We start from the raw sequence: 25825 nt of genomic DNA, 5'->3' as shown, positions 1-25825 counted from the left end.
GGTTTCCAGCCTCATTGCTGCTCTGGCTTAACAGGGTCTCAGACCATGGCCCAAGCTACACACGGGCGGTCACCACTGTGACCATTTGCGCTGCGGCCGGCGCCTCTTTGCCCTGGATACGGTCGGACTTCGTGCCGTAATGGGGTGGGGGGTTCGTCAGTCCGATTTCGAACGCTTACGATCCTCTGCGTGTCCAAACTGACCGACGTGCCCAAACGGATCCTGATCGGCCGGGCGCTACGCAGCGACCGCCTCGGAGAAACGCTCCTCCCCAAGAGGATCGCCCTTCCTGTCTTCGCATCCGACCCACTCTCCTCCGTGGCATATGCCCCTGGCGAGGTCCTACTGGTCCTGTCCATCGCGGGCGTGTCGGCGTACCACTTCAGCCCCTGGATCGCCCTCGCGGTCGTCGTGCTGATGTTCACGGTGGTCGCGTCCTACCGGCAGAACGTCCACGCCTACCCGAGCGGCGGCGGTGACTACGAGGTCGCCAACACCAACCTCGGGCCCAGGGCCGGTCTGACCGTCGCGAGCGCCCTGCTCGTCGACTACGTCCTCACCGTCGCCGTGTCGATCTCCTCCGGGGTCGAGAACCTCGGCTCCGCAGTCGATTTCGTCATCGAGCACAAGGTGCTCTCGGCGATGATCATGATTCTGCTCCTCACGCTGATGAATCTGCGCGGCGTGAAGGAATCGGGGAACTTCTTCGCGATCCCCACCTACGTGTTCGTCGGCGCCGTATTCGTGATGATCGCGTGGGGAGCCTGGCGCGGCATCGTCATGGGCGACACCATGCAGGCACCGACGGCCGATCTGGAGATCAAGGCCGAACACCAGGGGCTGGCCGGCTTCGCCCTGGTCTTCCTGCTGCTGCGCGCCTTCTCCTCCGGCTGCGCGGCCCTGACGGGCGTCGAGGCCATCAGCAACGGCGTCCCGGCCTTCCGCAAGCCCAAGAGCAAGAACGCGGCCACCACCCTCGCCCTCATGGGCGCCCTCGCCGTCACCATGTTCTGCGGGATCATCGGCCTGGCCATGGCCACCGACGTCAAGATGTCGGAGAACCCCGCCACGGACCTGCTGGACAACGGAGTCCCGGTCGGTGAGGACTTCGTCCAGCACCCGGTCATCTCCCAGGTCGCCGAGGCCGTCTTCGGCAACGGCAGCTTCCTGTTCATCGTGCTCGCCGCGGCCACCGCGCTCGTCCTGTTCCTCGCCGCGAACACCGCCTACAACGGCTTCCCGCTCCTAGGCTCGATCCTCGCCCAGGACCGCTACCTGCCCCGCCAGCTGCACACCCGCGGCGACAGGCTCGCCTTCTCCAACGGCATCGTGCTCCTCGCCGGCGCCGCGATGCTGCTGGTGTGGATCTACGACGCCGACTCGACGAAGCTGATCCAGCTCTACATCGTCGGCGTCTTCGTCTCCTTCACGCTGAGCCAGATCGGCATGGTCCGGCACTGGAACCGCCACCTGGCCTCCGAGCGCGACCCCGCCGCCCGCCGCCGGATGCACCGTTCACGGGCGATCAACACCTTCGGCGCCTTCTTCACCGGCATGGTGCTGGTCGTCGTCCTGGCCACCAAGTTCACCCACGGCGCCTGGGTCGCCCTGCTGGGCATGGTCATCTTCTACGGAACGATGACCGCGATCCGCAAGCACTACGACCGGGTGTCGAGCGAGATCGCCGCCGCCGAAGGCCCCAGCGACGACAGCGTGCGCCCCTCGCGGGTCCACTCCATCGTCCTGGTCTCCAAGGTCCACAAGCCCACCCTGCGCGCCCTGGCCTTCGCCAAGCTCACCCGCTCGGACAGGCTGGAGGCGCTCAGCATCAGCGTCGACCCCGTCGAGACCAAGGCCCTGCGCGAGGAGTGGGAGCGGCGCGGCATCAACGTCCCGCTCAAGATCCTCGACTCCCCGTACCGCGAGATCACCCGCCCGGTGGTGGAGTACGTCAAGGGCCTGCGCACCGAGAACCCGCGCGACGCCGTCAGCGTCTACATCCCCGAGTACGTCGTCGGGCGCTGGTACGAGCACCTGCTGCACAACCAGAGCGCCCTGCGGCTCAAGGGCCGGCTGCTCTTCACGCCCGGTGTGATGGTCACCTCGGTGCCCTACCAGCTGGAATCCTCGGAGCTCGCGAAGAAGCGGGCGAAGAAGCGCGCGGAGTGGAGCGCGCCGGGCGCGGTGCGCCGCGGCCCGGTGGACAGCCCGGCCACGCCCCGGCCGCGTCCGAAGGATCCGGCGGGCAAGTAGCCGGGCGGGGCCGAGGGCCCGAGTGGCGAACGGCCGGACGAGATCCACGTAAACTGGTGGGTCGGTCGTCCGGCCGTTCCGCATTTGCCTTTCTTACTTCCTTCCTCACTTAGCCTTGGAGCCTCCCCACCATGACGGAGCAGAACGAGAAGCAGTCACTGGTCGGGGAGGAGTACGAGGTCGAGGTCGGCCCCGTCGCGCACGGGGGCCACTGCATCGCCCGTACCGCCGAGGGCCGCGTCCTGTTCGTCCGTCACACCCTGCCCGGCGAGAAGATCATCGCCCGCGTGACGGAGGGCGACGCGGACTCCCGCTTCCTGCGCGCCGACGCCGTCACCGTCCTCGACCCCTCCAAGGACCGCACCCCGGCCCCGTGCCCCTACGCAGGCCCCGGCAAGTGCGGCGGCTGCGACTGGCAGCACGCCAAGCCGGGCGCCCAGCGCCGGCTCAAGGGCGAAGTCGTCGCCGAGCAGCTGCTGCGCCTCGCCGGACTCACCCCGGAGCAGGCGGGCTGGGACGGCACGGTCATGCCGGCCGAAGGCGACAAGGTGCCGGCCGGGCAGGTCCCGCAATGGCGCACCCGCGTCCAGTACGCCATCGACGAGGACGGCACCGTCGGCCTGCGCAAGCACCGCTCGCACGACATCGAGCCGATCGACCACTGCATGATCGCGGCGCCGGGCGTCAGCGAGCTGGGCATCGAGAAGCAGGACTGGCCCCAGATGGCCACCGTCGAGGCCATCGCCGCCTCCGGCTCCGGCGACCGCCAGGTCGTCCTCACCCCGCGCCCGGGCGGCCGCCTGCCCCTGGTGGAACTCGACAAGCCGGTCTCGGTCCTGCGCGTCGAGGAGAAGGACGGCGGCGTCCACCGCGTCCACGGCCGCCCCTTCGTGCGCGAGCGCGCGGATGGCCGTACCTACCGCGTCGGCATGGGCGGCTTCTGGCAGGTCCACCCGCAGGCCGCCGACACCCTGATCAAGGCCGTCATGCAGGGCCTGATGCCGCGCAAGGGCGAGATGGCCCTCGACCTCTTCTGCGGCGTCGGCATCTTCGCGGGCGCGCTCGCCGAACGCCTCGGCGAGACGGGCGCGGTGCTCGGCATCGAGTCCACGAAGCGCGCCGTCGAGGACGCCCGGCACAACCTGTCCGACTTCCCCCGCGTCCGCATCGAGCAGGGCAAGGTCGAGCAGATCCTCCCCAAGACCGGCATCACCGAGTGCGACCTCGTCGTCCTCGACCCGCCCCGCGCGGGCGCCGGCAAGCAGACGGTCCGCCAGGTGGCCGGCCTCACCCCGCGCCGCATCGCGTACGTGGCCTGCGACCCGGCAGCCCTGGCCCGCGACCTGGCCTACTTCGCGGAGTCGGGCTACAAGGTCCGCACCCTGCGCGCCTTCGACCTGTTCCCGATGACGCACCACGTGGAGTGCGTGGCGATCCTGGAGCCGGTGCGCGACGACGCGTGATCCGGGCCGCCTCCGGCCTGAGTTCCGGTTCCGGGACACAGGCCCGGAGACGGCCCTGCGTCGTTCCGGTGAGGTGTCAGCAACACGGCAGGTGGCGGTAGTTGCTCGCGTAGGCTTGTTCTCCTTACGGGGGAGGGGCATTGGGCGCAGTCGTCTTCGTGCACGGGGTGGGGAAGCAGTATCTGAGCGAGGACTCGCTCGCGCGGGATGTCGTGCCCGAACTGCTCGGTGGTGTGCGGCTCGCGGGCGGTCCGGTTCCGGCGGTCGAAGACGTCGGTGTGGCGTTCTACGGGGACCTGTTCCGGCCCTCCGGCGCACGGGCCGGGCACGAGCCGCCGTACGACGCGGGCGACGTCGAGACGGAGGAGGAGTTCCGGCTCCTCATAGCCTGGTGGGCCGAAGCGGCCCGGACCGACCCGGGGGTGCCGGATCCCGCGGAGGCGGGGACCCGCGGTGCGGGAGGCTGGATGGTCTCCCAGGCGCTGCGCTTGAACGCGGTGCGGGCGGCGCTCGACGCGCTCACCGGCGCGGTGTTCCTGCGGGGAGTCCTCGACCGTGCGCTGATCGGGAGCCTCAAGCAGATGGCCGCCTACTTCTCGGACGAGGACGTACGGCGCGAGGCCCGGGCCCGCGTGGCGGCGCGGATCACACCGGAGACGCGGGTCGTCGTCGCCCATTCCCTCGGCTCGGTCGTCGCCTACGAGGCGCTCTGCGACGAGGCGCATCACACCGACTGGGACGTTCGCAGGCTGGTCACCCTCGGATCCCCCTTGGGCATGCGCGCACTGGTCCTCGACCGCCTCGAGCCCGCTCCGGCCGAGGGGCGCGCAGTGTGGCCGAAGCCGCTGCGGGGTTGGACCAACATCGCGGACGCCGCGGACATCGTGTCCGTCGTGCGGGAACTGCGCCCCGCGTACGGCGCGGGCGTGGTCGACGAGGCCGTTCACAACGGCAGCCACATGCACGACGCCACGCGCTATCTGACGGCCGTCGAGACGGGCCGGGCCATCGCGGCGGGGCTCGCGCGGGAGCCCTTGGCGGATTGATGCGCTATCTCATCGCGGCGGGCACGCGTCACTACCAGGAGGATCCCGAACTGCCCTTGGTGCCCGGTGACGTCGAGGGCGTGGTGGAGCTCTTCCGGTCGATGGGGTACGAGAGGGTGCTGGCCTCCGTGTCGGAGGATCCCGACTCCGCGGACTTCGAGGACGCGCTGTCCGACTGGTGCGGCGCCCCGGGGCTCACCGCCGACGACGTGGTCGTCGTGTACTACGCCGGGCACGGGAACCGGGCACCGTCGGGGCACTACCGGCTCGCCTGCGCGGACACGACGTACGGACGCCCGCGGTCATGGCTGTCCCTGCCCAGCCTGGCCGAGGTGCTCGCCACCTCGCCCGTGCGGAACGTGCTGTTCGTCGTCGACGCCTGTCACGCGGCGGCCGCCGGCGCCGAGATCGGTTCCGTGACCGACACCATCGTGGCCGGCCGAGGACGTGGTGAGGCGCTCGGCTCGGGCACCTGGCTGCTCGCCTCCGCCCGCCATCGGGACGCCGCGGTCGACGGGGCCTTCGTCGCCGAACTCGCGAAGGCGTGCGGGCGTGGTGAGGGCCCGTCGCAGCGCTACATGGCGCCCGGGACCATCGCGGACCGTGTCAACCGGTCGTTCACGACGGCCGGGCTGCGGCAGCGGGCCGCCTGCTCCTCCGTCGACCAGTCGGAGCCGCCGCCCTTCTTCCCGAACCCCTTGTTCGACCCCGGAGCCGAGGTCACCGCCGCCGGGCGCGTCTGCGGCGACGCCTCCGACCTCTCGTCCCATTTCGAGCCGCGGGGCCGCGGGGTGGAGCAGGTGTACGACCCGGGCTCGTACTTCACGGGCCGGGACCGGGCCCTGCGCGAGGCGCGTGCGCATCTCGCGGGAGAGGGCGCCGCGGGCGTCCTCGTCGTCACCGCGGACCCCGGTTCGGGGAAGTCCGCCGTGCTGGGCCGCTTGGTTCTGGACGGTTGTACCGACGCGTCCGTCAACGCCCACCACCAGACCCAGGACGCACTGGTGGCGCGGCTCGCCTCTGCGGCGGACGTCCGGGCGACCAGTCCCGCCGCGCTGTTCGAGGCCCTGGCCGACCGCCGGACACCGTTCCGCGTCGTCGTCGACTCGCTCGACGAGGCCGGCCCGGGCGGTGACAAGGCGGAGGCGCGCCGCATCGCCTGGGAACTGCTGCGCCCCCTCGCCGGAGTCGCCTGCGTCCGGCTCGTGGTCGGCTCGCGGCGTGAGCTGTTGCCCCACACCGGGGACCGGGTTCCGGTCATCGACCTCGATGACAGCGCGTACGCCGACGACACGGACACGGCCGAGTACGTCGCCCGGATCATCTGCGACACGGGAGCGCCGTACCGGGACGCACCCGACGTCGGGCGCCAGGTAGCGGAGGAAGTGGCCCGCCGGGCCGGCCGCTGCTTCCTCGTCGCCCGCATGACGGCGAGCGCACTGCTGCGCGGCCGGCCCGTGGACACCACCCTGCCGGGCTGGGCGGAGCAGCTCCCCTCCGACGTGGGCGGGGCTTTCGAGACGTACCTCCAGAGGCTGCCGGCCGAGCGCTACGGCTCGACGATGGCGCTGCTCACGGCCCTCGCCTTCGGGGAGGGCAACGGTCTGCCGCGCAAGATCTGGGTGCGGGTGGCGGCGCGGCTGTCCGGGCTCCCGCTCACGGAGGCGGACGTCGACGTGCTGCTGAACGAGGACGGCTCCTACCTGGCCCACGCCTCGGTGGACGGGACCCGGTACTTCCGGCTGTACCACCAGGAACTGACGGACCACATGAAGGGCCGGGTGCTCAAGCACCGAGACATCGCGGACGTCCAGGAGTGCTTCGTCGAAATCCTGACGGGCCTGGTCCCCGAGCGGGACTGGCGCCGGGCCCACCCCTATGTCCGGGCCCACTTGGCGACCCACGCGGCGGGTTCGGGAGCGCTCGACGACCTGATCGAGGACGCGGCGTTCGTCGTCAGCGCGGAGCGCTCGACACTGCTGCCGGCTGTCCGGCACGCGCGGCGCAACCCGCAGCTGTCGATGGCCGTCGAACGCTATGGCTACCTCCTCGCGGGCAGGGATCCCGACACCGCCGACCCGGCCGGATTGCTGGCCTTCGTGGCCGGGACGTACGGGCAGCACGAGCTGGCCCGCCAGGCGGAGGGGCTTTCGACGTCGTTGGAGCAAGTCCGTGTCGAGCCCCGCGGGATCACCCCGCACCGGGTGGTGGGGCGGCATGACGGTGACGCGTACGCGGTCAGGTCGGTCAATCCGAACTGGATGATCGAGGACCTGGTTCTCCGGAACGGGGGGAGGATGGTGCTGGCGGCTCCGCCTCAAGCACCCCACGTGCACGTCTGGCTGCTCGACGATCCGTCCCAGTCGACGATCCTTCCGCATCCTGCGAACGTGGTCGGGCTGGCGTTGCTCACCGACCGGGCCGGGCGTCCGGAGGCGGTCACCCTCGATGCCGTGGGCACGTTGCGCATGTGGGACGTCGAGCATCAAACGCTGTCCCTGACGGTCTCGGACACCGGGTACGGCCGGCTCTTCGACGCCGGCCGTCTCACCGACGGGACCGCTGTCGTCGTCTGCGGGAACGCCGAGAGCGTGGTGGCCTTCTCGATACTCGCGGCGGAGCCGCTCGTCGAGGTGGAATGTCCTACTCTCCCGAACCGCATGTGGAATGACGAGGCCGGGGCGTCTGCCTGCCTCGGCCATGACGCGGACGGACGCGTCGGTCTGCTCGCCTGCGACGGCGTACGAGGCCGGGTCGTGCTGCATCCGCTGGAAGGGGACCGGGGAACGGCGGTGCTGCTGGAGGGCCTGAACGGCCCGGTACTCGTTGATCACATCCGAGGACCGAGCGGAACCCTTGCCGCCGTAGCGGTGGCGCGGGTTGAGATGCACCTCGTCGACCTGGGGTCGAGGAAGATCAAAACCATGCCTTTCGACGGCTTCTCATGGCAGAAGAGAGGCTTCGCGTACGGCAGCGGCGAGGATCCCGTACTCGTGGCACAGGATGACGATGCCTTGCTGACCACGCACCTCAACGGTTCCCCCGGCCGGATCGCGGTGCGGGGCAAGGACGTCTCGCACGCGATGCTCATGGCGCCGGTGGTGCACGACGGGCGGCTCTACGCCTTGATCGACGGGTTCGGCATCCACTTGTCCGTGGTCGACTGCGCCACTGGTGACTCGATCGGCCTTCCCCTCCTCGGGCACGAAGGCGCTATTTGCGGCTTGCGTCTCATCGCTGCCGGGGAAGCCGCCGGTCCCAACATCCTGGCCATCGGCAACGACGGCACTGCCAGGCTCTGGCCGTGGGGAGCCCATGAGGCAGGGGCCTCAGGACCACAACCCGTAGCAATCGAAGGGGCGTTCTCCGCGCCCGAGATCGAGGGCCTGCTCTCCTGGAGCCGGGATGCAGGCGCGGTCGTAGGTGTCACCGGTCGGCTTTTCCGGCGGGTCGAGTCGGCGTTGCGTACCGATCCGGCGAACGGCGACCTCCGCTCGTACGCCCGGAGCGTGGCCCTCGGAAACTGCCCGCGGGAGGAGGACTGCGTGGAAGATCCGGACGGTACGCTCCACCTCCTCTCCTGGAAGTACACAGGGCATGTGGAAGTGGAGCGGAACTCGAACCTCGGCGAATGGCCGGAGTCCTTGCCGGTGTCCCAGTGCGTCTGGCATCGCATTCGACCCGGTGGCGTCGTCGAGAACGCCTCTTTCGACTGGCTGCACGCTCACCGGGAAGCGGTCACTGGACAACTCCTCCCCCCGACGGGCGTGCAGCACCGGACCCGCTTCGTCGGTTTCGACGTGGTCCGCGCCCGCGTCCGTCTTTTGGGCGACCCCGAGGACAAACCGGATTGGGTGGACCTCCCGTGGACGCCCGACCCGGGGAACGACTACGTGTGCTCGACCGCGTTCACCGCGACCTCGGGTGACGCGGTGCTGCTGACGGGATCCAGGACGATGGGGGAGTGGGAGTCAAGCGTAGGCGGGCGCTTCGTCCGCGATAACGACTCCGGTGGGAGCGATGGTAAGAACGCCCGGAAGACGCAGACGCAGACTCCGACGACCGGCCGCTTGTGGAACATCGAGACGGGTGCTCCCTACCGGAGCGACATCGAGCTCGCACACGACGTCCAGCTCCTACTGCCCCACCACGGTGCGGCCGGGACCCGTTGGGTCGCACAGCGCGGCCGGGGCGGAGCGACATCCGTCGTCGACCTTGAGACGAACGGTCGGCATGCGGTCGATCCGCCGCGCAGCACTACGGCCGCATCCGGGCTGGGAGGCCGGATCTCGGGACACCGGACGCTGACCTCAGGGAGTTCCTATTTCCTTCGCTGGGCCGATACGCCGACGGGTGCGCCGGTCCTGCTCCACCTCGACAAGAACCTGTCGAACGATGCGAACGCTGCCTCCGTCACCGTCTGGGACTCCGCGACCCCCGATGCGCCCCGGAGCCTGCCCGTCCCGGCGACCCGTCTGCTGTGGACCGGGTCGGCCCCCAGCGGCGAGGCGCTGGTCGCGGTCAGTGACGGGCAGGGGGTGGCCCTGTGTCATCTGCCCAGCTGCGAGAAGGTGTGGTCCGCGCCCGTGCCCGCTCTGGTGACCTCGCTGCGAGCCCTCCCGGGGAACCCGTTCCTCGACCTGGCCGTCGGGACCCAGCAGGGAGTCGTCTTCCTGCGTCCCCGGCTCTCCGTCGGCTGGCGCGAGCGCCTTGGCGTGCTCAGTGGCCGACCGGGAGGCCCGTCGGTTCTTTGATGCGTTTCATGATGATCTGGGAGTTGACCTCCGTGACGCCTGAGAGGGCCGTGAGCTTTTCGATCCAGAGGCGTTCGTAGGCGCGGAGGTCCGCGACCGCGATGCGCAGGAGGCAGCCGGGGCTGCCGAAGAGGCGGTAGGCCTCGATGATGTCGGGGATGTCCTGGAGGGCCGCTTCGAAGGCTTCGACGGCCTCGCGGTCGCGGCGGACCTCTACGGAGACCAGGACTTCGAAGCCGCGGTCCACGGCTTCGGGGGAGATCACGGCGCGGTAGCCCTGGATGACCCCGTCCTCTTCGAGCTGGCGGACCCGGCGCATGCAGGGGGAGGGGGTCAGGCCCACGCGCTGGGCCAGCTCCTGGTTGCTGAGCCGGCCGTCGGCCTGGAGTTCGCGCAAGATTTCTCGATCGATGGCGTCCATGGCGCAATTATCAACTAGGGGTTGGGGGCTGGTGGGGTGTATTCGCAATCGTGTTGCGCGTAGATCGGCCTACCATTGCCTTTTGTAGAAAATGTGTGCGGATCGTGTGAGAGGGAGGACGGCAGTCATGGGACGCATCGTCGTCATCAGCACCGGCGGGACCATAGCCAGCCGCTGGCAGGGTTCCGGTTTCGCGGCCGACGCCGACGGGGCCGAGGTCATGGCGACGGCGCCGCTGCCGGAAGGCGTCACCGTCGAGGTCGTCGATCTTTTCAGTGTCAACAGTCCGCGGTTGACCACCGCCCACCAGTTGACTCTGCTGCGGACCGTGCACGAGGTGCTCGCCGACCCCGGGGTGGACGGTGTCGTCGTCACGCACGGGACGGACACGCTGGAGGAGTCGGCTTTCCTGCTGGACCTGCACCACCACGACGCGCGGCCGGTCGTCTTCACCGGCTCGCAGCGGCCCATGGGGGCGGCGGACGGGGACGGTCCCGGCAATCTCTACGATGCCCTGCTGACCGCCGCGACCACCCGGGGGCTCGGTGTCCTGATCGCGTTCGCGGGGCGGGTGCACGCGGCGCGCGGGACGGTCAAGGCGCAGGCGGTGGCGCTGGACGCGTTCGCCGACCCGTCGAAGGAACTGTTGGGGAAGGTCGGCTTCGGGAAGGTCACCGTGCTGCGGACCCCGGTGCGGCCCGAGCCGCTGCCGCTGCCGGCGATGCCCGAGGCCCTGCCGCGGGTGGACGTCGTGATGCACCACGCCAGCGCGGACCCCGTGCTGCTGAACGCCGCCGTGGCGGCGGGGGCGCGGGGCATCGTGCTGGTCGGCACCGGCGCGGGGAACGCGACGCCGGAGATCGTGGACGCGGTGAAGGCGGCGATCGCGGGGGGCGTGCTGGTGGCGCTGACCACGCGGGTTGCCGCCGGGCCGGTGACGGAGATTTACACCCATGGGGGTGCCGTGGACCTCGTCGCGGCCGGGGCCGTGCCGACGGGGACGCTGCGGGCGCCCCAGGCGCGGATCGCGGTGCTCGCGGCGTTGCTGGCCGCGGGGGATGACGGGGTGGAGGGGGCGCGGGTGCTGCGGCAGGCGTTGGCCTCGGGTGGGTCGGTGCTCGTCGCCGCCTGACCCTTGGCGGGTGGCGCTGGGCGGGCTTGCTCCCCGCCCCGCCCTTCCTCCGTTCCCCGGAGCTGCGCCCCGGACCCGCCCCGGGGCTCCGCCCCCCGCCCCGCGCCTCAAACGCCGGCGGGGCTGAATTGGGGCTCCGCCCCCGGCCCCGCGCCTCAAACGCCGGCGGGGCTGGATTGGGGCTCCGCCCCGGAACCCCGCGCCTCAAACGCCGGCGGGGCTGGATTGGCCCGGCTGGGCTGGGCTGGAATGGGCGGGGCGGGGCGGGTGCGGGTGCGCGTGCGGGTGGTCGGGTTCGGTTAGGGCTCCGTGAATGCCGTCAGGAGGCGGTTCGCCGCCAGGGTGGGGGTCAGGGTGCCTGCTCGGACGGCTGATTCCAGGGTCGGGGCCAGGTCCCGTACGGCGGGGCTGGAGCGCAGGCGCTCCAGGAGTTCGTCGCGGACCATCGACCAGGTCCACTCCACCTGCTGGGCCGCGCGCTTGGTCTGCAGGCGGCCGTCCGCGTCCAGCAGCTTGCGGTGCTGTTCCAGGCGGTTCCACACCTCGTCCAGGCCGGTGGACTCCCGGGCGCTGCACGTCAGGACCGGCGGGGTCCACGCCGCGTCGGCCGGGTGCATCAGGCGCAGGGCGCTCGACAGTTCGCGCGCCGCCGACCTCGCGTCGCGTTCGTGCGGGCCGTCCGCCTTGTTGACGGCGAGGACGTCGGCGAGTTCCAGGACGCCCTTCTTTATGCCCTGGAGCTGGTCGCCGGTGCGGGCGAGGGAGAGGAGCAGGAAGGAGTCGACCATGCCCGCGACCGTGGTTTCCGACTGGCCGACGCCCACCGTTTCGACGAGGACCACGTCGTAGCCCGCCGCCTCCATCACGATCATCGACTCGCGGGTGGCCCTGGCGACCCCGCCCAGCGTGCCCGCCGAGGGGGAGGGGCGGACGAACGCCGCCGGGTCGACGGCGAGGCGTTCCATCCGGGTCTTGTCGCCCAGGATGGAGCCGCCCGTGCGGGTGGACGAGGGGTCGACCGCGAGGACCGCCACGCGGTGGCCGAGCCCCGTCAGCATCGTGCCGAACGCGTCGATGAAGGTTGATTTCCCTACGCCCGGCACACCGCTGATGCCGATCCGGCGCGCCCGCCCCGAGTGGGGGAGGAGCTCCGTCAACAGGCTCTGGGCCAGGGCCCGGTGCGCCGGCAGGGTGGACTCGACGAGGGTGATCGCGCGCGCGATGAACGCGCGCTTCCCGTCGAGCACGCCCTTCGTGTAAACGGAAACGTCGATCTTCGGCACCCTCGGCCGCCTACAGCTCGTGGCCCAGGTTCGCGGCCAGCCGCGTCACCAGGTCGTGCGCCGCGTCCGGAATGACCGTGCCGGGCGGGAACACCGCCGTCGCTCCCATTTCGAGGAGCGTGGGAACGTCCGCCGGCGGGATGACCCCGCCCACGACGATCATGATGTCCTCGCGCCCCTCCGCCGCCAGCTGCTCGCGCAGCGCCGGTACGAGGGTCAGGTGGCCGGCCGCGAGGGAGGAGACGCCCACGACGTGCACGTCCGCCTCGACGGCCTGGCGGGCCACTTCCTCCGGGGTCTGGAACAGCGGGCCGACGTCCACGTCGAAGCCCAGGTCGGCGAAGGCCGTCGCGATCACCTTCTGGCCGCGGTCGTGCCCGTCCTGGCCCATCTTGCAGACCAGGATGCGCGGGCGGCGACCCTCCGATTCCTCGAACCGGTCGATGAGCGCACGGGTGCGCGCCAGGGACGGGGACTCGCCTGCCTCGGTTCGGTACACACCGGAGATCGTACGGATCTGGCTCGCGTGCCGCCCGTACACCTTCTCGAGGGCGTCCGAGATCTCACCGACGGTCGCCTTCGCGCGCGCCGCGTCCACCGCGAGCGCGAGGAGGTTGCCGTCGCCGCGCTCCGCCGCGTTCGTCAGCGCCCGCAGGGTGTCCTGGGTGACCGCTTCGTCGCGCTCCTCGCGCAGCCGCCGCAGCTTGGCGATCTGCTGGGTGCGCACCGAGGAGTTGTCGACCTTGAGGACGTCGATCTGCTCGTCGGTGGCCACCCGGTACTTGTTGACGCCGATCACCGGCTGGCGGCCCGAGTCGATACGGGCCTGCGTGCGCGCGGCGGCCTCCTCCACCCGGAGCTTGGGGATGCCCGCGTCGATGGCCTGCGCCATGCCGCCGGCCGCCTCGACCTCCTGGATGTGCTGCCAGGCCCGGCGCGCCAGGTCGTACGTCAGCTTCTCGACGTACGCGCTGCCGCCCCAGGGGTCGATGGAGCGGCAGGTCCCCGACTCCTGCTGCAGCAGGAGCTGGGTGTTGCGGGCGATGCGCGCGGAGAAGTCCGTCGGCAGCGCGAGCGCCTCGTCGAGGGCGTTGGTGTGCAGCGACTGGGTGTGCCCCTGGGTGGCCGCCATCGCCTCGACGCAGGTGCGCGTCACGTTGTTGAAGACGTCCTGCGCGGTCAGCGACCAGCCGGAGGTCTGCGAATGGGTGCGCAGGGAGAGGGACTTGGCGTTCTGCGGGTCGAACTGCTTGACCAGGCGCGCCCACAGCAGGCGGGCCGCGCGCAGCTTCGCGACCTCCATGAAGAAGTTCATGCCGATCGCCCAGAAGAACGACAGGCGCGGCGCGAACGCGTCCACGTTCAGGCCGACGGCCTGACCGGCCCGCAGGTACTCGACCCCGTCGGCGAGGGTGTACGCCAGCTCCAGGTCGGCCGTGGCACCGGCCTCCTGGATGTGGTAGCCCGAGATCGAGATGGAGTTGTACCGGGGCATCTTCTGCGAGGTGAAGGAGAAGATGTCCGAGATGATCCGCATCGAGGGCTTCGGCGGATAGATGTAGGTGTTGCGGACCATGAACTCTTTGAGGATGTCGTTCTGGATGGTCCCGGCGAGCTTGTCGGGGGAGACGCCCTGCTCCTCCGCCGCCACGATGTAGAGGGCGAGGACCGGCAGCACCGCGCCGTTCATCGTCATCGACACCGACATCTTGTCCAGCGGGATCCCGTCGAACAGCTGGCGCATGTCGTAGATCGAGTCGATCGCCACGCCCGCCATGCCGACGTCGCCCGTCACGCGCGGGTGGTCGCTGTCGTAGCCGCGGTGCGTCGGAAGGTCGAAGGCCACCGACAGGCCCTTCTGGCCGGACGCGAGGTTGCGCCGGTAGAAGGCGTTGGACTCCTCGGCCGTGGAGAAGCCGGCGTACTGCCGGATCGTCCAGGGCTGGTTGACGTACATCGTCGGGTACGGGCCGCGCAGGTACGGGGCCACACCAGGGTACGTCCGCAGGAAGTCCAGGCCCTCCAGGTCGCGGCCCGTGTACAGCGGCTGTACGCCGATGCCCTCGGGCGTCTCCCACAGCAGTTCGGCGGCGCCGGAGCCCGTGGACTCCTTGAGCGCCGTGCGCCACTGGTCCTCGGAGCCGGCGGCCGGGGCCGCGCCGCTCAGCGCGAGTTCGGAGAAATCGGGGATCCCGGTGCTGCTCAAGACGGCACTCCCATCCGGTCGAGTACGGAGGACAGCACGGCGACCGCGTCGCAGCCGGCGAAGACGTAGTCGTCCACGGCCGCCGCGGCGGTGCCGGGCTTGCCCGCGAGGAACACCGTCGTCGCGCCGACCGAGCGCAGGGCCGCGGCCACCGCCTCGGCCTGCTCCTCGTACAGCGCGTCGCTGGAACACAGCACGGCCATGCCGTCCGCGCCGCTCGCCGTGTACGCCGCCGCCGCCGTCTGCGGGGTCACCGACACCGGGTCGTGCACCGGGGTGACACCGCCCGCCTGGAACAGGTTGGAGGCGAAGGTGGCGCGGCCGGTGTGCGCGGCCGCCGGGCCCAGGGCCGCCAGGAAGATGGTGGGCCGGGCGCCCGTCGCCGCCAGGTGCGCGTCGCTGCGGGCGCGCAGTGCCTCGTACGCCTCGTCGCGCCGGACGCGGGGCAGTCCGCCGGTGAGCGGGGCCGGCGCGGGCTCGCGTACGACCGGCTTCTCGGAGAGCAGCGGGAACTCGCTGACCCCGGTGATCGGTTCGCGGCGCTTCGCCAGCTTCTTGGAGCGCTCGGCCCAGGTGGCGGCGAGGCGGTCGGCGACCAGGCCCGAGCGCAGGGCGGCCGCCTGGCCGCCCGCCTTCTCGATGGTCTGGAAGAACTCCCAGGCGGCGTGCGCGATCTCGTCCGTGAGCTGCTCGACGTAGTACGAGCCGCCGGCCGGGTCGATCACGCGGGCCAGGTGGGACTCCTCCAGCAGGATGGTGGAGGTGTTGCGGGCGATGCGGCGCGCGAAGGCGTCGGGCAGGCCCAGCTCCTGGTCGAAGGGCAGGACGCTGACCGCGTCGGCGCCGCCCACGCCCGCCGCCATGCAGGCGACGGTGGTGCGCAGCATGTTCACCCACGGGTCGCGGCGGGTCATCATCACCGGCGAGGTGACAGCGTGCTGGCGCTGGGCGCCGGCCGCCGGGGTCCCGCAGGCTTCGGCGACGCGGGCCCACAGGCGCCGGGCGGCACGCAGCTTGGCGATGGTGAGGAACTGGTCGGCGGTCGCCGCGTAGCGGAACTCCAGCTGACCGAAGGCCGCTTCCGTGGTCAGGCCGGCCTCCGTCAGGGCGCGGAGGTAGGCGACACCGGTGGCCAGGGAGAGCCCCAGCTCCTCGGCGGCGCTGCCACCCGCCTCGTGGTAGGGCAGGGCGTCGACCGTCAGGGCGCGTACGTGCGGCCAGGCGGCCGTCTCCCGGGCGAGCGCGGCGGCCCCGGCGAGGTCCAGGGCCTCTCCCGTGCGGGCCTCGTGGCCCAGCGGGTCGGCGCCGAGCGAGGCGTGGGCGGCCTCGGGGGCGACCGCGCGCTCGGTGTACAGGGCGAGCAACGCCCGGGCGGCGTCGGCGAATTGGGCCCCGGGGTCGAGGGAGACCGGCGCGAGGTCGAGGTAGACCCCTTCCAGCGCGCGGGCCAGGCCCTCGGCGGGGATGCCGGCGTCGCCGACGGCAAGCCACAGCGAAGTGGTGCCGTTCTCCAGGTCGCCCAGAGCCGCCTCGTTGACCCGTACGGGGTCGGTGCCGGCGATCCGCTGGCGGACGTCCCAGCCCGAGGCGGCGTTGCCCTCGGCACGTCCGCCCCGTACGAAGGGCGCGAAGCCGGGGAAACCGGTGTCGGGCGCGGTTTCGGGCGCGGTGTACAGCGGACGGGTGGTGAGCCCGTCCTCTAGCTTCGTGGACAACGCGTCTTCCGCTGCCTCGCCGGAAACTTCCTTGCCCGACTTGCGCAGCACGCCTTCTACCAGGCGCTGCCACTGCTCATGCGTCGCGTCAGGGAACTCGGCGGCCAAGGAGAGCCCGTCATCAGGCAGGACCGTCATGGCTCGAATGTTAGGGGGGTCCTCTGGGAGCTCCTATAACCACCGGATGTGATCTCCCCCTCTCATGTGAGACGGGAGGGGTCACGGAAGAGCGGAGTCGTGGGGGCTACCGGGAGTACGGGGGCCGCGCGGGGGCGGGTCTGCGTGCGGGGGTTGCCGCTGCCCTGCGGGGCTGGTCCCCTACCCACCCTTCCCCCGTTCCCCGGGCTCCGCCCGGACCCGCGCCTCGAACGCCGGCGGGGCTGGGGGCCGGGTGTCGTGCGCGTCGGCGGGGCTGGGTCCGCCGGGCGTGGCGGGTGCGTTGCGGGGGTGTGAAATCCGGCCACGGGTTTCGTCCGTGGGCTGGATGGCCGCCTGGGAGGAAGGCGCAGGTCAGGGCGGGTGCGGACAGGGTGGTTCGGGTGGCCGGACGGGCGGTGGAACGGGGTTGACCGGGAGTGGGGGCGCTGGCAGTCTCCGGGACATGTCCGCGAACGAGTTCCTCGCCCCGCGGCTCCACACCCCCGGCTCCTGTACCGCGCCGGGCGAGTGTCAGGGCCGCTGTCCGGCCCGCCGCCGCGCCTGAGAGGCGCCGCCCCCCGACGGGTACTCCGTCGGCCGTGGGCCTCCCCTCGGTGTCCTTGATCCGCCCTTGATCCGCCGTTGATCTCGCGGGCGTCTTTCGAGTCCACCACTTCCCCGGTCACCCGTTCGTCCTTCGCCCTCGTCGCTCGGCGGCGCGTGACGCCCGACGCCCGATGCCCGTCGTCCTTCGCCCGTTGCCCGGGGCGCGGCCGCCGCGCGGAGTGCCTCGGGCCGGCCGATCGGGCTTCGCCGACCCGACTGCGCTCGTCTGCCTGTCTGCCTGCCTGCTTCAGCTTCGCCGTGCCCACCGCACCTTCGTGCTGCCCTCCGCCCACCTCCGCTTCCTCCGTCGCGGAAACAAACAAGGAGCCACCATGACCACCGCCACCCGCACCGCCGTCACCGTCACCAAGATCGGCGGCCGCATAGGCGCCGAGATCGGCGGCGTCCGCCTCGGGGGTGAGCTCGTACACGAGGACGTCGCCGCGATCAGGGCCGCGCTGCTCACCCACAAGGTCGTCTTCTTCCGCGGACAGGACCACCTCGACGAAGCCGGGCACGAGGCCTTCGCCCGGCTCCTCGGCGCACCCGTCGCCCACCCCACCGTGCCGTCCGCCGACGGCCGCTACGCGCTCGGCATCGACTCCCACCACGGAGCCCGCGCCAACCAGTGGCACACGGACGTCACCTTCGTCCCCGCCTACCCCGCCTTCTCCATCCTGCGCGCCGTCACCGTCCCGCCGTACGGGGGCGACACCCTGTGGGCCAACACGGCCGCCGCCTACGCCGCCCTCCCCGAGCCGCTGCGTGCCCTGGCCGACAGCCTGCGCGCCGTGCACTCCAACGAGTACGACTACGCGGCCCTGAAGCCCGAAGCCCTGCCCGAGGCGCTCGCCCAGTACCGCGAGGTGTTCACCTCCACCACGTTCCTCACCGAGCACCCGGTGGTCCGCGTGCACCCCGAGACCGGAGAACGCACCCTGCTCCTCGGCAATTTCGTCCAGCGGATCAGCGGCCTCACCGGACGGGACTCGCGCCTGCTCCAGGAACTCTTCCAGGCCCACATCGAGACCCCCGAGAACACCGTCCGCTGGCAGTGGCAGGCCGGTGACGTCGCGATCTGGGACAACCGCGCCACCCAGCACTACGGCGTGGACGACTCCGACGACCACGAGCGCACCCTGCGCCGCGTGACGGTCGACGGTGACCTCCCGGTCGGGCCGGACGGGGTTCCGTCCCGGCTGATCAGCCCGGAGACCGTGCCCGACCCGGCCTTCGGCATCGCTTCCGGAGCTTCCGGGGCTTCCGGAGCCGGTTCCCAAACCTCCGCCGCGGCTTCCGGAACCACCACCGTCTGACCCGCCTGCCCGCCCCGCCACCCCGCCAGCCAAGGAGCGCCCCCGTGCCCACGCTGCTCGCCCTCACCGGCAGCCCGTCCGTCCACTCCCGTACCGCCGTCGTCGCCGACCACGTGCTGCGCCGCCTGGACCACGCCGGGTTCGACACCGCCCACCTCTCCCTGCGCGAGCTCCCCGCCGCCGACCTGCTCTCCGCCCGCCGCGGCGAGCCGGAGATCCGGCGGGCCCTCGAGGCCGTCGCCGAAGCCGACGGGATCGTGATCGCGACCCCGGTCTACAAGGCCTCGTACACCGGCCTGCTCAAGGCCTTCCTCGACCTGCTCCCGCAGGACGGCCTGGCCGGCAAGACGGTCCTCCCGCTGGCCACGGGGGGCAGCCTCGCCCACGTCCTGACGATCGACTACGCCCTGCGCCCGGTCCTCGCGGCGCTCGGCGCCCGGCACGTCACCGCCGGCCGTTTCGTCCTCGACTCCTCCGTCGAGCGCGGGGAAGGGCCCGACCGGCTGCGGCCCGAGGCGGAGCTGGACCTCTTCCAGGCCGTCGACGAGTTCGCCGAGGCCCTGCGGGCCGCCGGGGCCGTCCCGCTCGCCACCGCGCACTGACCTCCGGGACCGGGGACCGGGGACCGGGACCGGACCCGCCTCGCGAGATCCGACCGGACCGCCCCCGCCGCCCGCCCCCGCCCACCCGTCCGACCCCGCCTGTCCGACCCCGCCCGCCCAGACCCGCCCGCCCGACCCGCCCAGACCGGATCGACAAGGAATCGTCATGCCCGCAGCCTTCACCTCGACCCCCACCTCCCGACGCCAGTTCCTCACCCTGCTCGGCATCTCGGCGGCCGCGGTGAGCTGCGGGACGGCGACCGCCACCGGAGCCCGCGGCAGCCAGGTCACCTCCCTGAAGTACCAGGGCAACGTCGGCGCGGTCACGCTCCCCGAGCTCGCGGCCGACCTCGGCCATCTCGGTGACCTCACCCTGGACTGGGTCGGCAACACCATCAGCGGCCCCCAGGACATCCAGTCCGCCGCCACCGGCCAGACCCACTTCGGCGGCGCCTTCAACGGCGCGATCGTGAAACTGGCCTCCAGCAAGGCCCAGATCAAGGCCGTCACCTCCTACTACGGCTCCGACAAGGACACGTACCTCGGCTACTACGTCCTGGAGGACAGCCCGATCCGCTCCGCCCGCGACCTGATCGGAAAGAAGGTCGGCATGAACACCCTGGGCGCCCACGCCCAGGCGCTGCTGGACATCTACCTGGAACGCAACGGCATCCCCAAGTCGCAGGCGGGCGATGTCGAGTCCCTCGTCGTACCGCCCGTCAACACCGAGCAGGCACTGAGGCAGAAGCAGATCGAGGTCGGCGTCCTCAGCGGCGTGCTGCGCGACAAGGCCCTGGCCGTGGGAGGCATCCGCCCGCTGTTCAAGGACTTCGAGCTGCTCGGCTCCTTCAGCGCCGGCTCGTACGTGATGACCGAGCGCTTCATCAAGGAGAACCCGGACACCGTACGGACCTTCACCACGGGCGTCGCCAAGGCCATCGAGTGGTCCCGCGCCACCCCGCGCGAGGAGGTCATCGCCAAGATGACGGAGATCGTCAAGAAGCGCGGCCGCAACGAGGACACCTCGACCCTGCAGTACTGGCGCTCGTACGGGGTGGCCGAGCCCGGCGGCCGCATCGCCGACAAGGAGTTCCAGCTGTGGATCGACTGGCTGGCCGAGCGCGGCGAGGTCAAGAAGGGGCAGCTGAAGGCCGCCGACCTCTACACCAACGAGTTCAACGAATACGGAAAGGGCTGAGGCGCGGCCATGGCGAAGATCGTGTTCGAGTCCGTGACGAAGGCCTTCCCGACGAAGGACAAGAAGAACGGAGGGGAGTTCACCGCGCTCGACGGCATCGACCTGGAGATCGCGGCGGGGGAGTTCCTGGTGGTCGTGGGCCCGAGCGGCTGCGGCAAGTCCACGCTCCTCGACCTGCTCGGCGGCCTGACCCCGCCGACCTCGGGCCGGATCCTGCTCGACGGCAAGCCGGTGACGGGGCCGGGGCTGGACCGGGGCATCGTCTTCCAGCAGTACGCGCTGCTGCCGTGGCGCACGGCGCTCGGCAACATCGAATTCGGCCTGGAGGCGACCGGCGTCCCGCGCCGTCAACGAACGGCGCGGGCAAGGGAGTTCCTCGACCTCGTGGGCCTCACCGGCTTCGAGGACCGTCATCCCCACGAGCTGTCCGGCGGCATGCGGCAGCGGGTCGCCATCGCGCGCTCCCTCGCCTACGACCCGGACGTGCTCCTGATGGACGAGCCGTTCGCGGCCCTCGACGCGCAGACCCGGGAGTCCCTCCAGGACGAACTGCGCCGCATCTGGCAGAGCACCGGCAAGACGGTCGTGTTCATCACGCACGGCATCGAGGAGGCCGTGTACCTCGGGCAGCGGGTGGCCGTCATCACCTCCCGCCCCGGCCGGGTCAAGGAAGTCGTCCCGGTGTCGTTCGGCGGCCGGTCCGCCGGCGCCACCGGCGAAGACCTGCGGTCCAGCCCGGAGTTCGCCCGCTACCGCCACGAGATCTGGACCCTGCTCCACGACGAGGTGGCCCGCGCCCAGCAACTGGAGAAAGAGGAGGCAGCCGTATGAGCACCACGGTGGAGGCCGAAGTGGAGGAGGCGGTACGGGGCCTGGTGCCCCCGGTGGTACGGGAGCCCGCGCGGGTCCCCGTGCGGGTACCGGCCGCGACCGGGGCGCCGCTCGTGCTGCGCGTGCTGCGCGTGCTGCGGGCCGTGGCGCTGCGCTCGGCGGCGATCGTCGCCCTGCTCGCGCTGTGGGAGACGGCGCCGCGGCTGGGGCTGGTCGACGCGACGTTCCTGCCGCCGGTCAGCGAGGTGGCGACGGCCTGGTGGGAGCTGCTGGGCGACGGGCAGCTCGCCGAGCACACCAAAGCCAGCCTGGCCCGCTCGTTCGGGGGCTTCGCCATCGCGGTCCTGGTCGCGGTCCCGCTCGGACTGCTGATCGGCTGGTACCGGCCGGTCGCGGTACTGCTCGGGCCGCTGCTGGAGGTGTTCCGCAACACGGCGGCGCTGGCGCTGCTGCCGGTGTTCGTGCTGCTGCTGGGGATCGGGGAGACCTCGAAGGTCTCCATCGTCGTGTACGCATGCGTCTGGCCGATCCTGCTGAACACCATCAGCGCGGTGGGCAACGCCGATCCGACGCTCGTGAAGCTCGCCCGGTCCATGGACCTGTCCACTCCGAGGCTCTTCCAGAAGGTGATCTTGCCGGCGTCGGTGCCCGCCGTCTTCACGGGGATCCGGCTGGCCGGGGCGGTATCGATCCTGGTCCTGGTGGCCGCCGAGATGATCGGCGCGAAGGCCGGCCTGGGCTATCTGATCAATGCCTCGCAGTTCAACTTCGCGATCCCGCAGATGTACGCGGGCATCGTCACCATCTCCGCGATCGGCCTGGTCTTCAACCAGTTCCTGGTCGCCGTCGAACGCCGCCTGAGCCTCTGGCGCGTCCCGTCCTGAGCGCAGACGGCTGACCGCAGGCCGCTGACCGGTTGACCCCGGACCGCTGACCGGCCGACTCGCCCCGGCCCGACGCGCTCCGCCCCGCCCCGCCCCCACCCGATTCCGCCGAGGACACGACATGACCACACCCCGCACCCTCCACCTCAACGCCTTCCTCATGAACGCCGGTCACCACGACGCCGCCTGGCGGCACCCGGCCAGCAGCCCCGAGCGGGTCACCGACGTGCGCTACTTCCAGGAACTGGCCCGGACCGCCGAGCGCGGGCGCCTCGACTCGGTCTTCTTCGCCGACGGGCTCGCCCTCTGGGGCAAGGCCCGCTACAACGCCCTCGGCGGATTCGAGCCGCTCACGCTGCTCTCCGCCATCGCCGCCGTCACCGAGCACATCGGGCTCATCGCGACCGTCTCCACCACCTTCAACGAGCCCTTCCACACCGCCCGGAAGTTCGCCTCCCTCGACCACATCAGCGACGGCCGGGCCGGCTGGAACATCGTGACCTCCGGCACCGTCGACGAGGCCCGCAACTTCAACCGCGACGAGCACCTGGAGCACGGCCTGCGCTACGACCGCGCCCGCGAGTTCCTCGAGGTCGCGACCAAGCTCTGGGACAGCTGGGAGGACGACGCGGTCGTCCTCGACAAGGAGCGCGGGATCTACGCCGATACCGACAAGCTCCACCCCGCCGCCCACCGGGGCGAGTACTTCGGCGTGGCCGGCCCCCTCAACGTCCCCCGCTCCCCGCAGGGGCGCCCGCTCCTGGTCCAGGCCGGCTCCTCCGAGGACGGCAAGGAGTTCGCCGCCCAGTACGCCGAAGCCGTCTTCACCGCGCAGCAGACCCTGGCCGACGGCCAGACCTTCTACAAGGACCTCAAGTCCCGACTCGCGAAGTACGGCCGGGCCGAGGACGACCTCCTCGTCCTGCCGGGCATCGCCCCCCTCATCGGTTCCACCGAGGCCGAGGCGAAGGCCCTGGGACAGGAGCTCACCGACCTGCAGGTGCCGGAGTACGGGCTCGCGCAGCTCTCCGGGATGCTCGGCACCGACCTCACCGGGCTCCCGCTGGACGGCCCGCTGCCCGAGCTCCCCGAGGAGCGGGACATCAACGGCAACAAGAGCCGCTTCACGCTCGTCGCCGAGCTCGCCCGCCGCGACGGCCTCACCCTGCGCGAGCTGATCGCCCGCCTCGGCGCCGGCCGGGGCCACCGCGTCTTCGCCGGGACGCCCGAGCAGATCGCCGACCAGCTGGAGGAGTGGTTCACCCGGGGCGCCGCCGACGGCTTCAACATCATGGCGCCCGTCCTGCCCACCGGCCTCACCGACTTCGTCGACCAGGTCGTCCCGATCCTCCAGCGCCGCGGCCTCTTCCGCACCGAGTACGGCGGCCGGACCCTGCGCGAGAACTACGGACTGGCGCGCCCCGCCAACCGCTACGCCGTGGCCACCGCGTGAGTGGTCACGTCGGCGACGTGCGCGCGAGCCGCCGGAGCGAACCGCTCCGGCGGCTCGCGCGTGGAGCCGTACGGCCCGCGGCCCGGAAGGGCCGGAGGCCGGGCGGGTCCGCCGTCCTCAGACCCCGCCGTGCTCAGACCCCGCCGTCCTCAGACCGTCAGGACGATCTTGCCGCGGGTACGGCCGGCGGCGCTGAACTGCCAGGCCTTCGCCGCCTCGGCGAGCGGCAGCGCATGCTCCACGTTGACCGTGAGCGCACCCTTGTCCGCGAGCTCGGCGAGGAAGGTCAGGTCGGCGGTGTCCGGGCGGACCCACAGCTGGTGCGCGCCCTGGGCGGCCGCCGTGTAGTCGGCGATGGAGACCACCCGGTGCCGTTCCTTGACCAGGGACTGGAGGGTGGCGATGACGTCGTCCCCGAAGAAGTCGAGTGCCGCGTCGACGCCTTCCGGGGCCAGCGCGCGGACCCGGTCGGCGAGGCCCTCGCCGTACAGGACCGGCTCGGCGCCCAGCGAGCGCAGGTAGTCGTGGTTGTGCTCGCCCGCCGTTCCGATGACGCGCAGTCCGAGCGCGACGGCGATCTGCACGCCGAGCGAGCCGGTGCCTCCGGCGGCGGAGTGGATGAGCACGCTCTCGCCGGCGCTGAGGCCCGCGCGGGTGAGCGACTGGTAGGCGGTGAGCCCTGCCAGCGGGATGCCCGCGGCCTGCTCGAAGGTCAACTCGCGCGGCTTGCGGGCGAGGGTGCGGACGGGGGCGGCGACCAGCTCGGCGTACGTACCGAGCTCCACCCATTCCTTGCGGACGTAGCCGTACACCTCGTCGCCCACGGCGTAGTCGAAGGTGTCCGGGCCGACCGCCTCGACGACGCCGGCCACGTCCCAGCCGGGTATGACGGGGTAGCGGACTTCGAGGATCGAGTCGAGGTATCCGGCGGCGAGCTTCCAGTCCACCGGGTTCACACCGGCCGCCTTGACGCGGACGAGGACGTCGCCGGGGCCGACCTTGGGCTCCGGGGCGTCAACGAGCTCCAGGGCGTCGGTGGTTCCGTATGCGGTGTACGCGATTGCCTTCATGATCGTCCCCAACGGGGGGCCCGGGGCCGGTATTCCGGGCCGGAACGACCTCTTTCCGGAATCTCCCACTCCCGGAGGTGCTGCCCGGGCGGGCTCAGGCGGGGAGGGTGTTGCGGTGCGAGCGGCGCCGGGCCGCGCTGAACAGGGCCTGGATCTGGGCCCCCGACTGCTCCACGTCGTCGAGCGGCGAGGGGAAGGGGAGCCGCACGTCGCGGTGGCCGCGCCGCTCCTCCAGCCGCAGGGTGATCCCGTACCGGTCCATGGCGACCGGCAGCGCGCGCAGGAGGGTGGACTGTTCGGGCTGGTCGACGGGGCGCGGCTCGACCAGGCGCAGGAGGAGGGTGACCAGGTCGGCGTGGTCGTCGAGGAGGTGGGTGAGCATCCCGGCCTCGTACGGGGCCAGGGGGTCGGGCCGGGCCGCGTCCAGTTCGTCGAGGCCGACGTACGAGCGGGTGCCGCCGGAGGTTTCGAGGACGGCCTGCCCGAACTCGACGCAGGTGGAGTCGGAACCCCCGTCGGAGTGAGGAGTGAGGAGTCGCCCGATCAGGGTGACGCGGGCGCGCACGCGGTCCCGCACGGGGGTGGGGGCGACGTCGGTGAACTCCAGGCGGATCGAGGGTCGGGGCTCGGTGCGGCCGCCCGGTTCGGCGGGGTGTGCGGCGGGGTGCAGGTGGAGCCGGCCGAGCGGGTCGGTGCCGTCGAGGTGGCGGATCTCCGTGCTGATCCCGTCGGTGACGACGGTCATGGAATGGGCGGCGGCCAGGATGGACCGGACCCGCTCGGCGTCGGTGGGCATGGGCAGGTGCATGTGGATCTCCGTCGTCCCGAGTGCGAGTAGCGGCGCGATGCATGCTTAGGTTTGCCTAACCTAACCCACTCGGCGGGTGGTGGGTAGCGGATGGTGGGCAGTCGGAGCGGCCGGTCCCGACACCTCGTGTCGGTGTTGGGCTGAACGGGTGAAACGCGAGAGGATGGGGGGATGCACATGAAGCGCAGGGCCGGGGCGGCCCGGTGAGCAGGTACGACGTCACCGACGAGCAGTGGGAGGGGCTCGCGCAGGTGGTCCCCCTGCGCAGTCGCAACGAGTGGCCCTCCCGGGTGGACCACCGCACGATCCCCAAGGCGCCGGGGGCGTCCGCGGCGGAGCAGCGGCGCTTCGTGGTGATCCGCGTCCAGGTCTTCGCGGACGCGCGGGAGGTGGCGGAGTACCTGATCGCGCAGATCCCGGTCCTGCTGGACCTCACGGGCGCGGACAGCGAAGTGGCCAAGCGGATCCTGGACTTCAGCAGCGGCGTGGTCTTCGGGCTGGGCAGTGGGATGCACCGGGTCGACCGGAACGTCTTCCTGCTGGCGCCCGTGGGGACCGAGGTGGAGGGGATCGCGGCCGCGGCCGTCCCCCGATCGTAGGAAGGTCCCGCGGACGGAACGGTTCACCGGACCCCAAGGGGGTCCCG

General features: G+C 71.5%; 18 protein-coding genes. 12 read left to right on the top strand and 6 right to left on the bottom strand.

Annotated features, from left to right (window positions below):
- The first annotated feature begins 189 nt into the window (after window positions 1–189).
- From ACFWBY_RS17310 to ACFWBY_RS17295, 4 genes are all read left to right on the top strand, one after another.
- Window positions 190–2253: an APC family permease gene (locus tag ACFWBY_RS17310; protein WP_385339920.1), complete on the top strand. Its 2064-nt coding sequence runs from the start codon at window positions 190–192 to the stop codon at window positions 2251–2253.
- 131 nt (window positions 2254–2384) lie between these two features.
- Window positions 2385–3716, top strand: a complete 1332-nt coding sequence (locus tag ACFWBY_RS17305; RefSeq protein ID WP_385339918.1) for a class I SAM-dependent RNA methyltransferase — start codon at window positions 2385–2387, stop codon at window positions 3714–3716.
- 140 nt (window positions 3717–3856) lie between these two features.
- Window positions 3857–4762: an antibiotic ABC transporter ATP-binding protein gene (locus ACFWBY_RS17300; protein ID WP_385339916.1), complete on the top strand. Its 906-nt coding sequence runs from the start codon at window positions 3857–3859 to the stop codon at window positions 4760–4762.
- Window positions 4762–9516 (top strand): caspase family protein, encoded by a 4755-nt coding sequence (locus ACFWBY_RS17295; RefSeq protein ID WP_385339914.1) that lies wholly within the window; start codon window positions 4762–4764, stop codon window positions 9514–9516. Before ACFWBY_RS17300 ends, ACFWBY_RS17295 begins: the two co-directional genes overlap by 1 nt.
- Here the strand turns inward: ACFWBY_RS17295 and ACFWBY_RS17290 are convergent.
- Window positions 9482–9937, bottom strand: coding sequence for an Lrp/AsnC family transcriptional regulator (locus tag ACFWBY_RS17290; RefSeq protein WP_385339912.1), 456 nt, complete (start codon window positions 9935–9937; stop codon window positions 9482–9484). The genes ACFWBY_RS17295 and ACFWBY_RS17290 overlap by 35 nt on opposite strands.
- A 127-nt stretch (window positions 9938–10064) precedes the next feature.
- Here ACFWBY_RS17290 and ACFWBY_RS17285 point away from each other — a divergent pair, with 127 nt between their 5' ends.
- On the top strand, window positions 10065–11069 hold the full coding sequence (locus ACFWBY_RS17285) for an asparaginase (RefSeq protein ID WP_385339910.1): 1005 nt from the start codon (window positions 10065–10067) through the stop codon (window positions 11067–11069).
- Between the two features lie 299 nt (window positions 11070–11368).
- Here the strand turns inward: ACFWBY_RS17285 and meaB are convergent, their stop codons facing one another.
- From meaB to ACFWBY_RS17270, 3 genes are read right to left on the bottom strand one after another with little or no spacing between them, the layout of a single operon-like run.
- Window positions 11369–12352, bottom strand: coding sequence for a methylmalonyl Co-A mutase-associated GTPase MeaB (gene meaB / locus ACFWBY_RS17280; RefSeq protein ID WP_385339908.1), 984 nt, complete (start codon window positions 12350–12352; stop codon window positions 11369–11371).
- A 10-nt stretch (window positions 12353–12362) separates the two neighbouring features.
- Window positions 12363–14558, bottom strand: coding sequence for a methylmalonyl-CoA mutase (scpA, locus tag ACFWBY_RS17275; RefSeq protein WP_385339906.1), 2196 nt, complete (start codon window positions 14556–14558; stop codon window positions 12363–12365).
- Window positions 14555–16411, bottom strand: a complete 1857-nt coding sequence (locus tag ACFWBY_RS17270) for a methylmalonyl-CoA mutase family protein (protein WP_385339904.1) — start codon at window positions 16409–16411, stop codon at window positions 14555–14557. The genes scpA and ACFWBY_RS17270 overlap by 4 nt, the downstream gene beginning before the upstream one ends.
- A 938-nt stretch (window positions 16412–17349) precedes the next feature.
- Between ACFWBY_RS17270 and ACFWBY_RS17265 the strand changes: the two genes are divergently transcribed.
- From ACFWBY_RS17265 to ACFWBY_RS17240, 6 genes are all read left to right on the top strand, one after another.
- Window positions 17350–18333, top strand: coding sequence for a TauD/TfdA dioxygenase family protein (locus ACFWBY_RS17265; protein WP_385339902.1), 984 nt, complete (start codon window positions 17350–17352; stop codon window positions 18331–18333).
- Window positions 18334–18377: 44 nt separating this feature from the next.
- Window positions 18378–18935 (top strand): NADPH-dependent FMN reductase, encoded by a 558-nt coding sequence (gene ssuE, locus ACFWBY_RS17260; protein WP_385339900.1) that lies wholly within the window; start codon window positions 18378–18380, stop codon window positions 18933–18935.
- 166 nt (window positions 18936–19101) lie between these two features.
- Window positions 19102–20133, top strand: a complete 1032-nt coding sequence (locus ACFWBY_RS17255; protein ID WP_385339898.1) for an ABC transporter substrate-binding protein — start codon at window positions 19102–19104, stop codon at window positions 20131–20133.
- A 9-nt stretch (window positions 20134–20142) separates the two neighbouring features.
- Entirely contained in the window at window positions 20143–20964 is an 822-nt protein-coding gene (locus ACFWBY_RS17250) for an ABC transporter ATP-binding protein (RefSeq protein ID WP_385339896.1), read from the top strand.
- The gene (locus ACFWBY_RS17245) at window positions 20961–21848 is read left to right on the top strand and encodes an ABC transporter permease (RefSeq protein ID WP_385339894.1); all 888 of its coding nucleotides are present in this window, start codon (window positions 20961–20963) and stop codon (window positions 21846–21848) included. The genes ACFWBY_RS17250 and ACFWBY_RS17245 overlap by 4 nt, the downstream gene beginning before the upstream one ends.
- A gap of 121 nt (window positions 21849–21969) precedes the next feature.
- A complete protein-coding gene (locus tag ACFWBY_RS17240) occupies window positions 21970–23301 on the top strand; it encodes an LLM class flavin-dependent oxidoreductase (RefSeq protein WP_385339892.1) in 1332 nt (443 codons plus the stop codon).
- A 149-nt stretch (window positions 23302–23450) separates the two neighbouring features.
- On the opposite strand, the gene ACFWBY_RS17235 is transcribed toward ACFWBY_RS17240, so the two are convergent.
- Complete coding sequence (locus ACFWBY_RS17235) at window positions 23451–24371, bottom strand: NADP-dependent oxidoreductase (RefSeq protein WP_385339890.1); 921 nt, start codon at window positions 24369–24371, stop codon at window positions 23451–23453.
- A gap of 94 nt (window positions 24372–24465) precedes the next feature.
- A complete protein-coding gene (locus ACFWBY_RS17230; RefSeq protein WP_385339888.1) occupies window positions 24466–25179 on the bottom strand; it encodes a DUF2470 domain-containing protein in 714 nt (237 codons plus the stop codon).
- Window positions 25180–25382: 203 nt separating this feature from the next.
- Here ACFWBY_RS17230 and ACFWBY_RS17225 point away from each other — a divergent pair, with 203 nt between their 5' ends.
- A complete protein-coding gene (locus ACFWBY_RS17225; RefSeq protein ID WP_362735136.1) occupies window positions 25383–25778 on the top strand; it encodes a cell division protein SepF in 396 nt (131 codons plus the stop codon).
- Window positions 25779–25825 lie beyond the last annotated feature (47 nt).

The organism is Streptomyces sp. NPDC060049, assembly GCF_042736715.1.
Classification (GTDB): domain Bacteria; phylum Actinomycetota; class Actinomycetes; order Streptomycetales; family Streptomycetaceae; genus Streptomyces.
The sequence above is the reverse complement of the archived record's forward strand: the minus strand, read 5'-3'. Positions and strand labels throughout refer to the sequence as shown.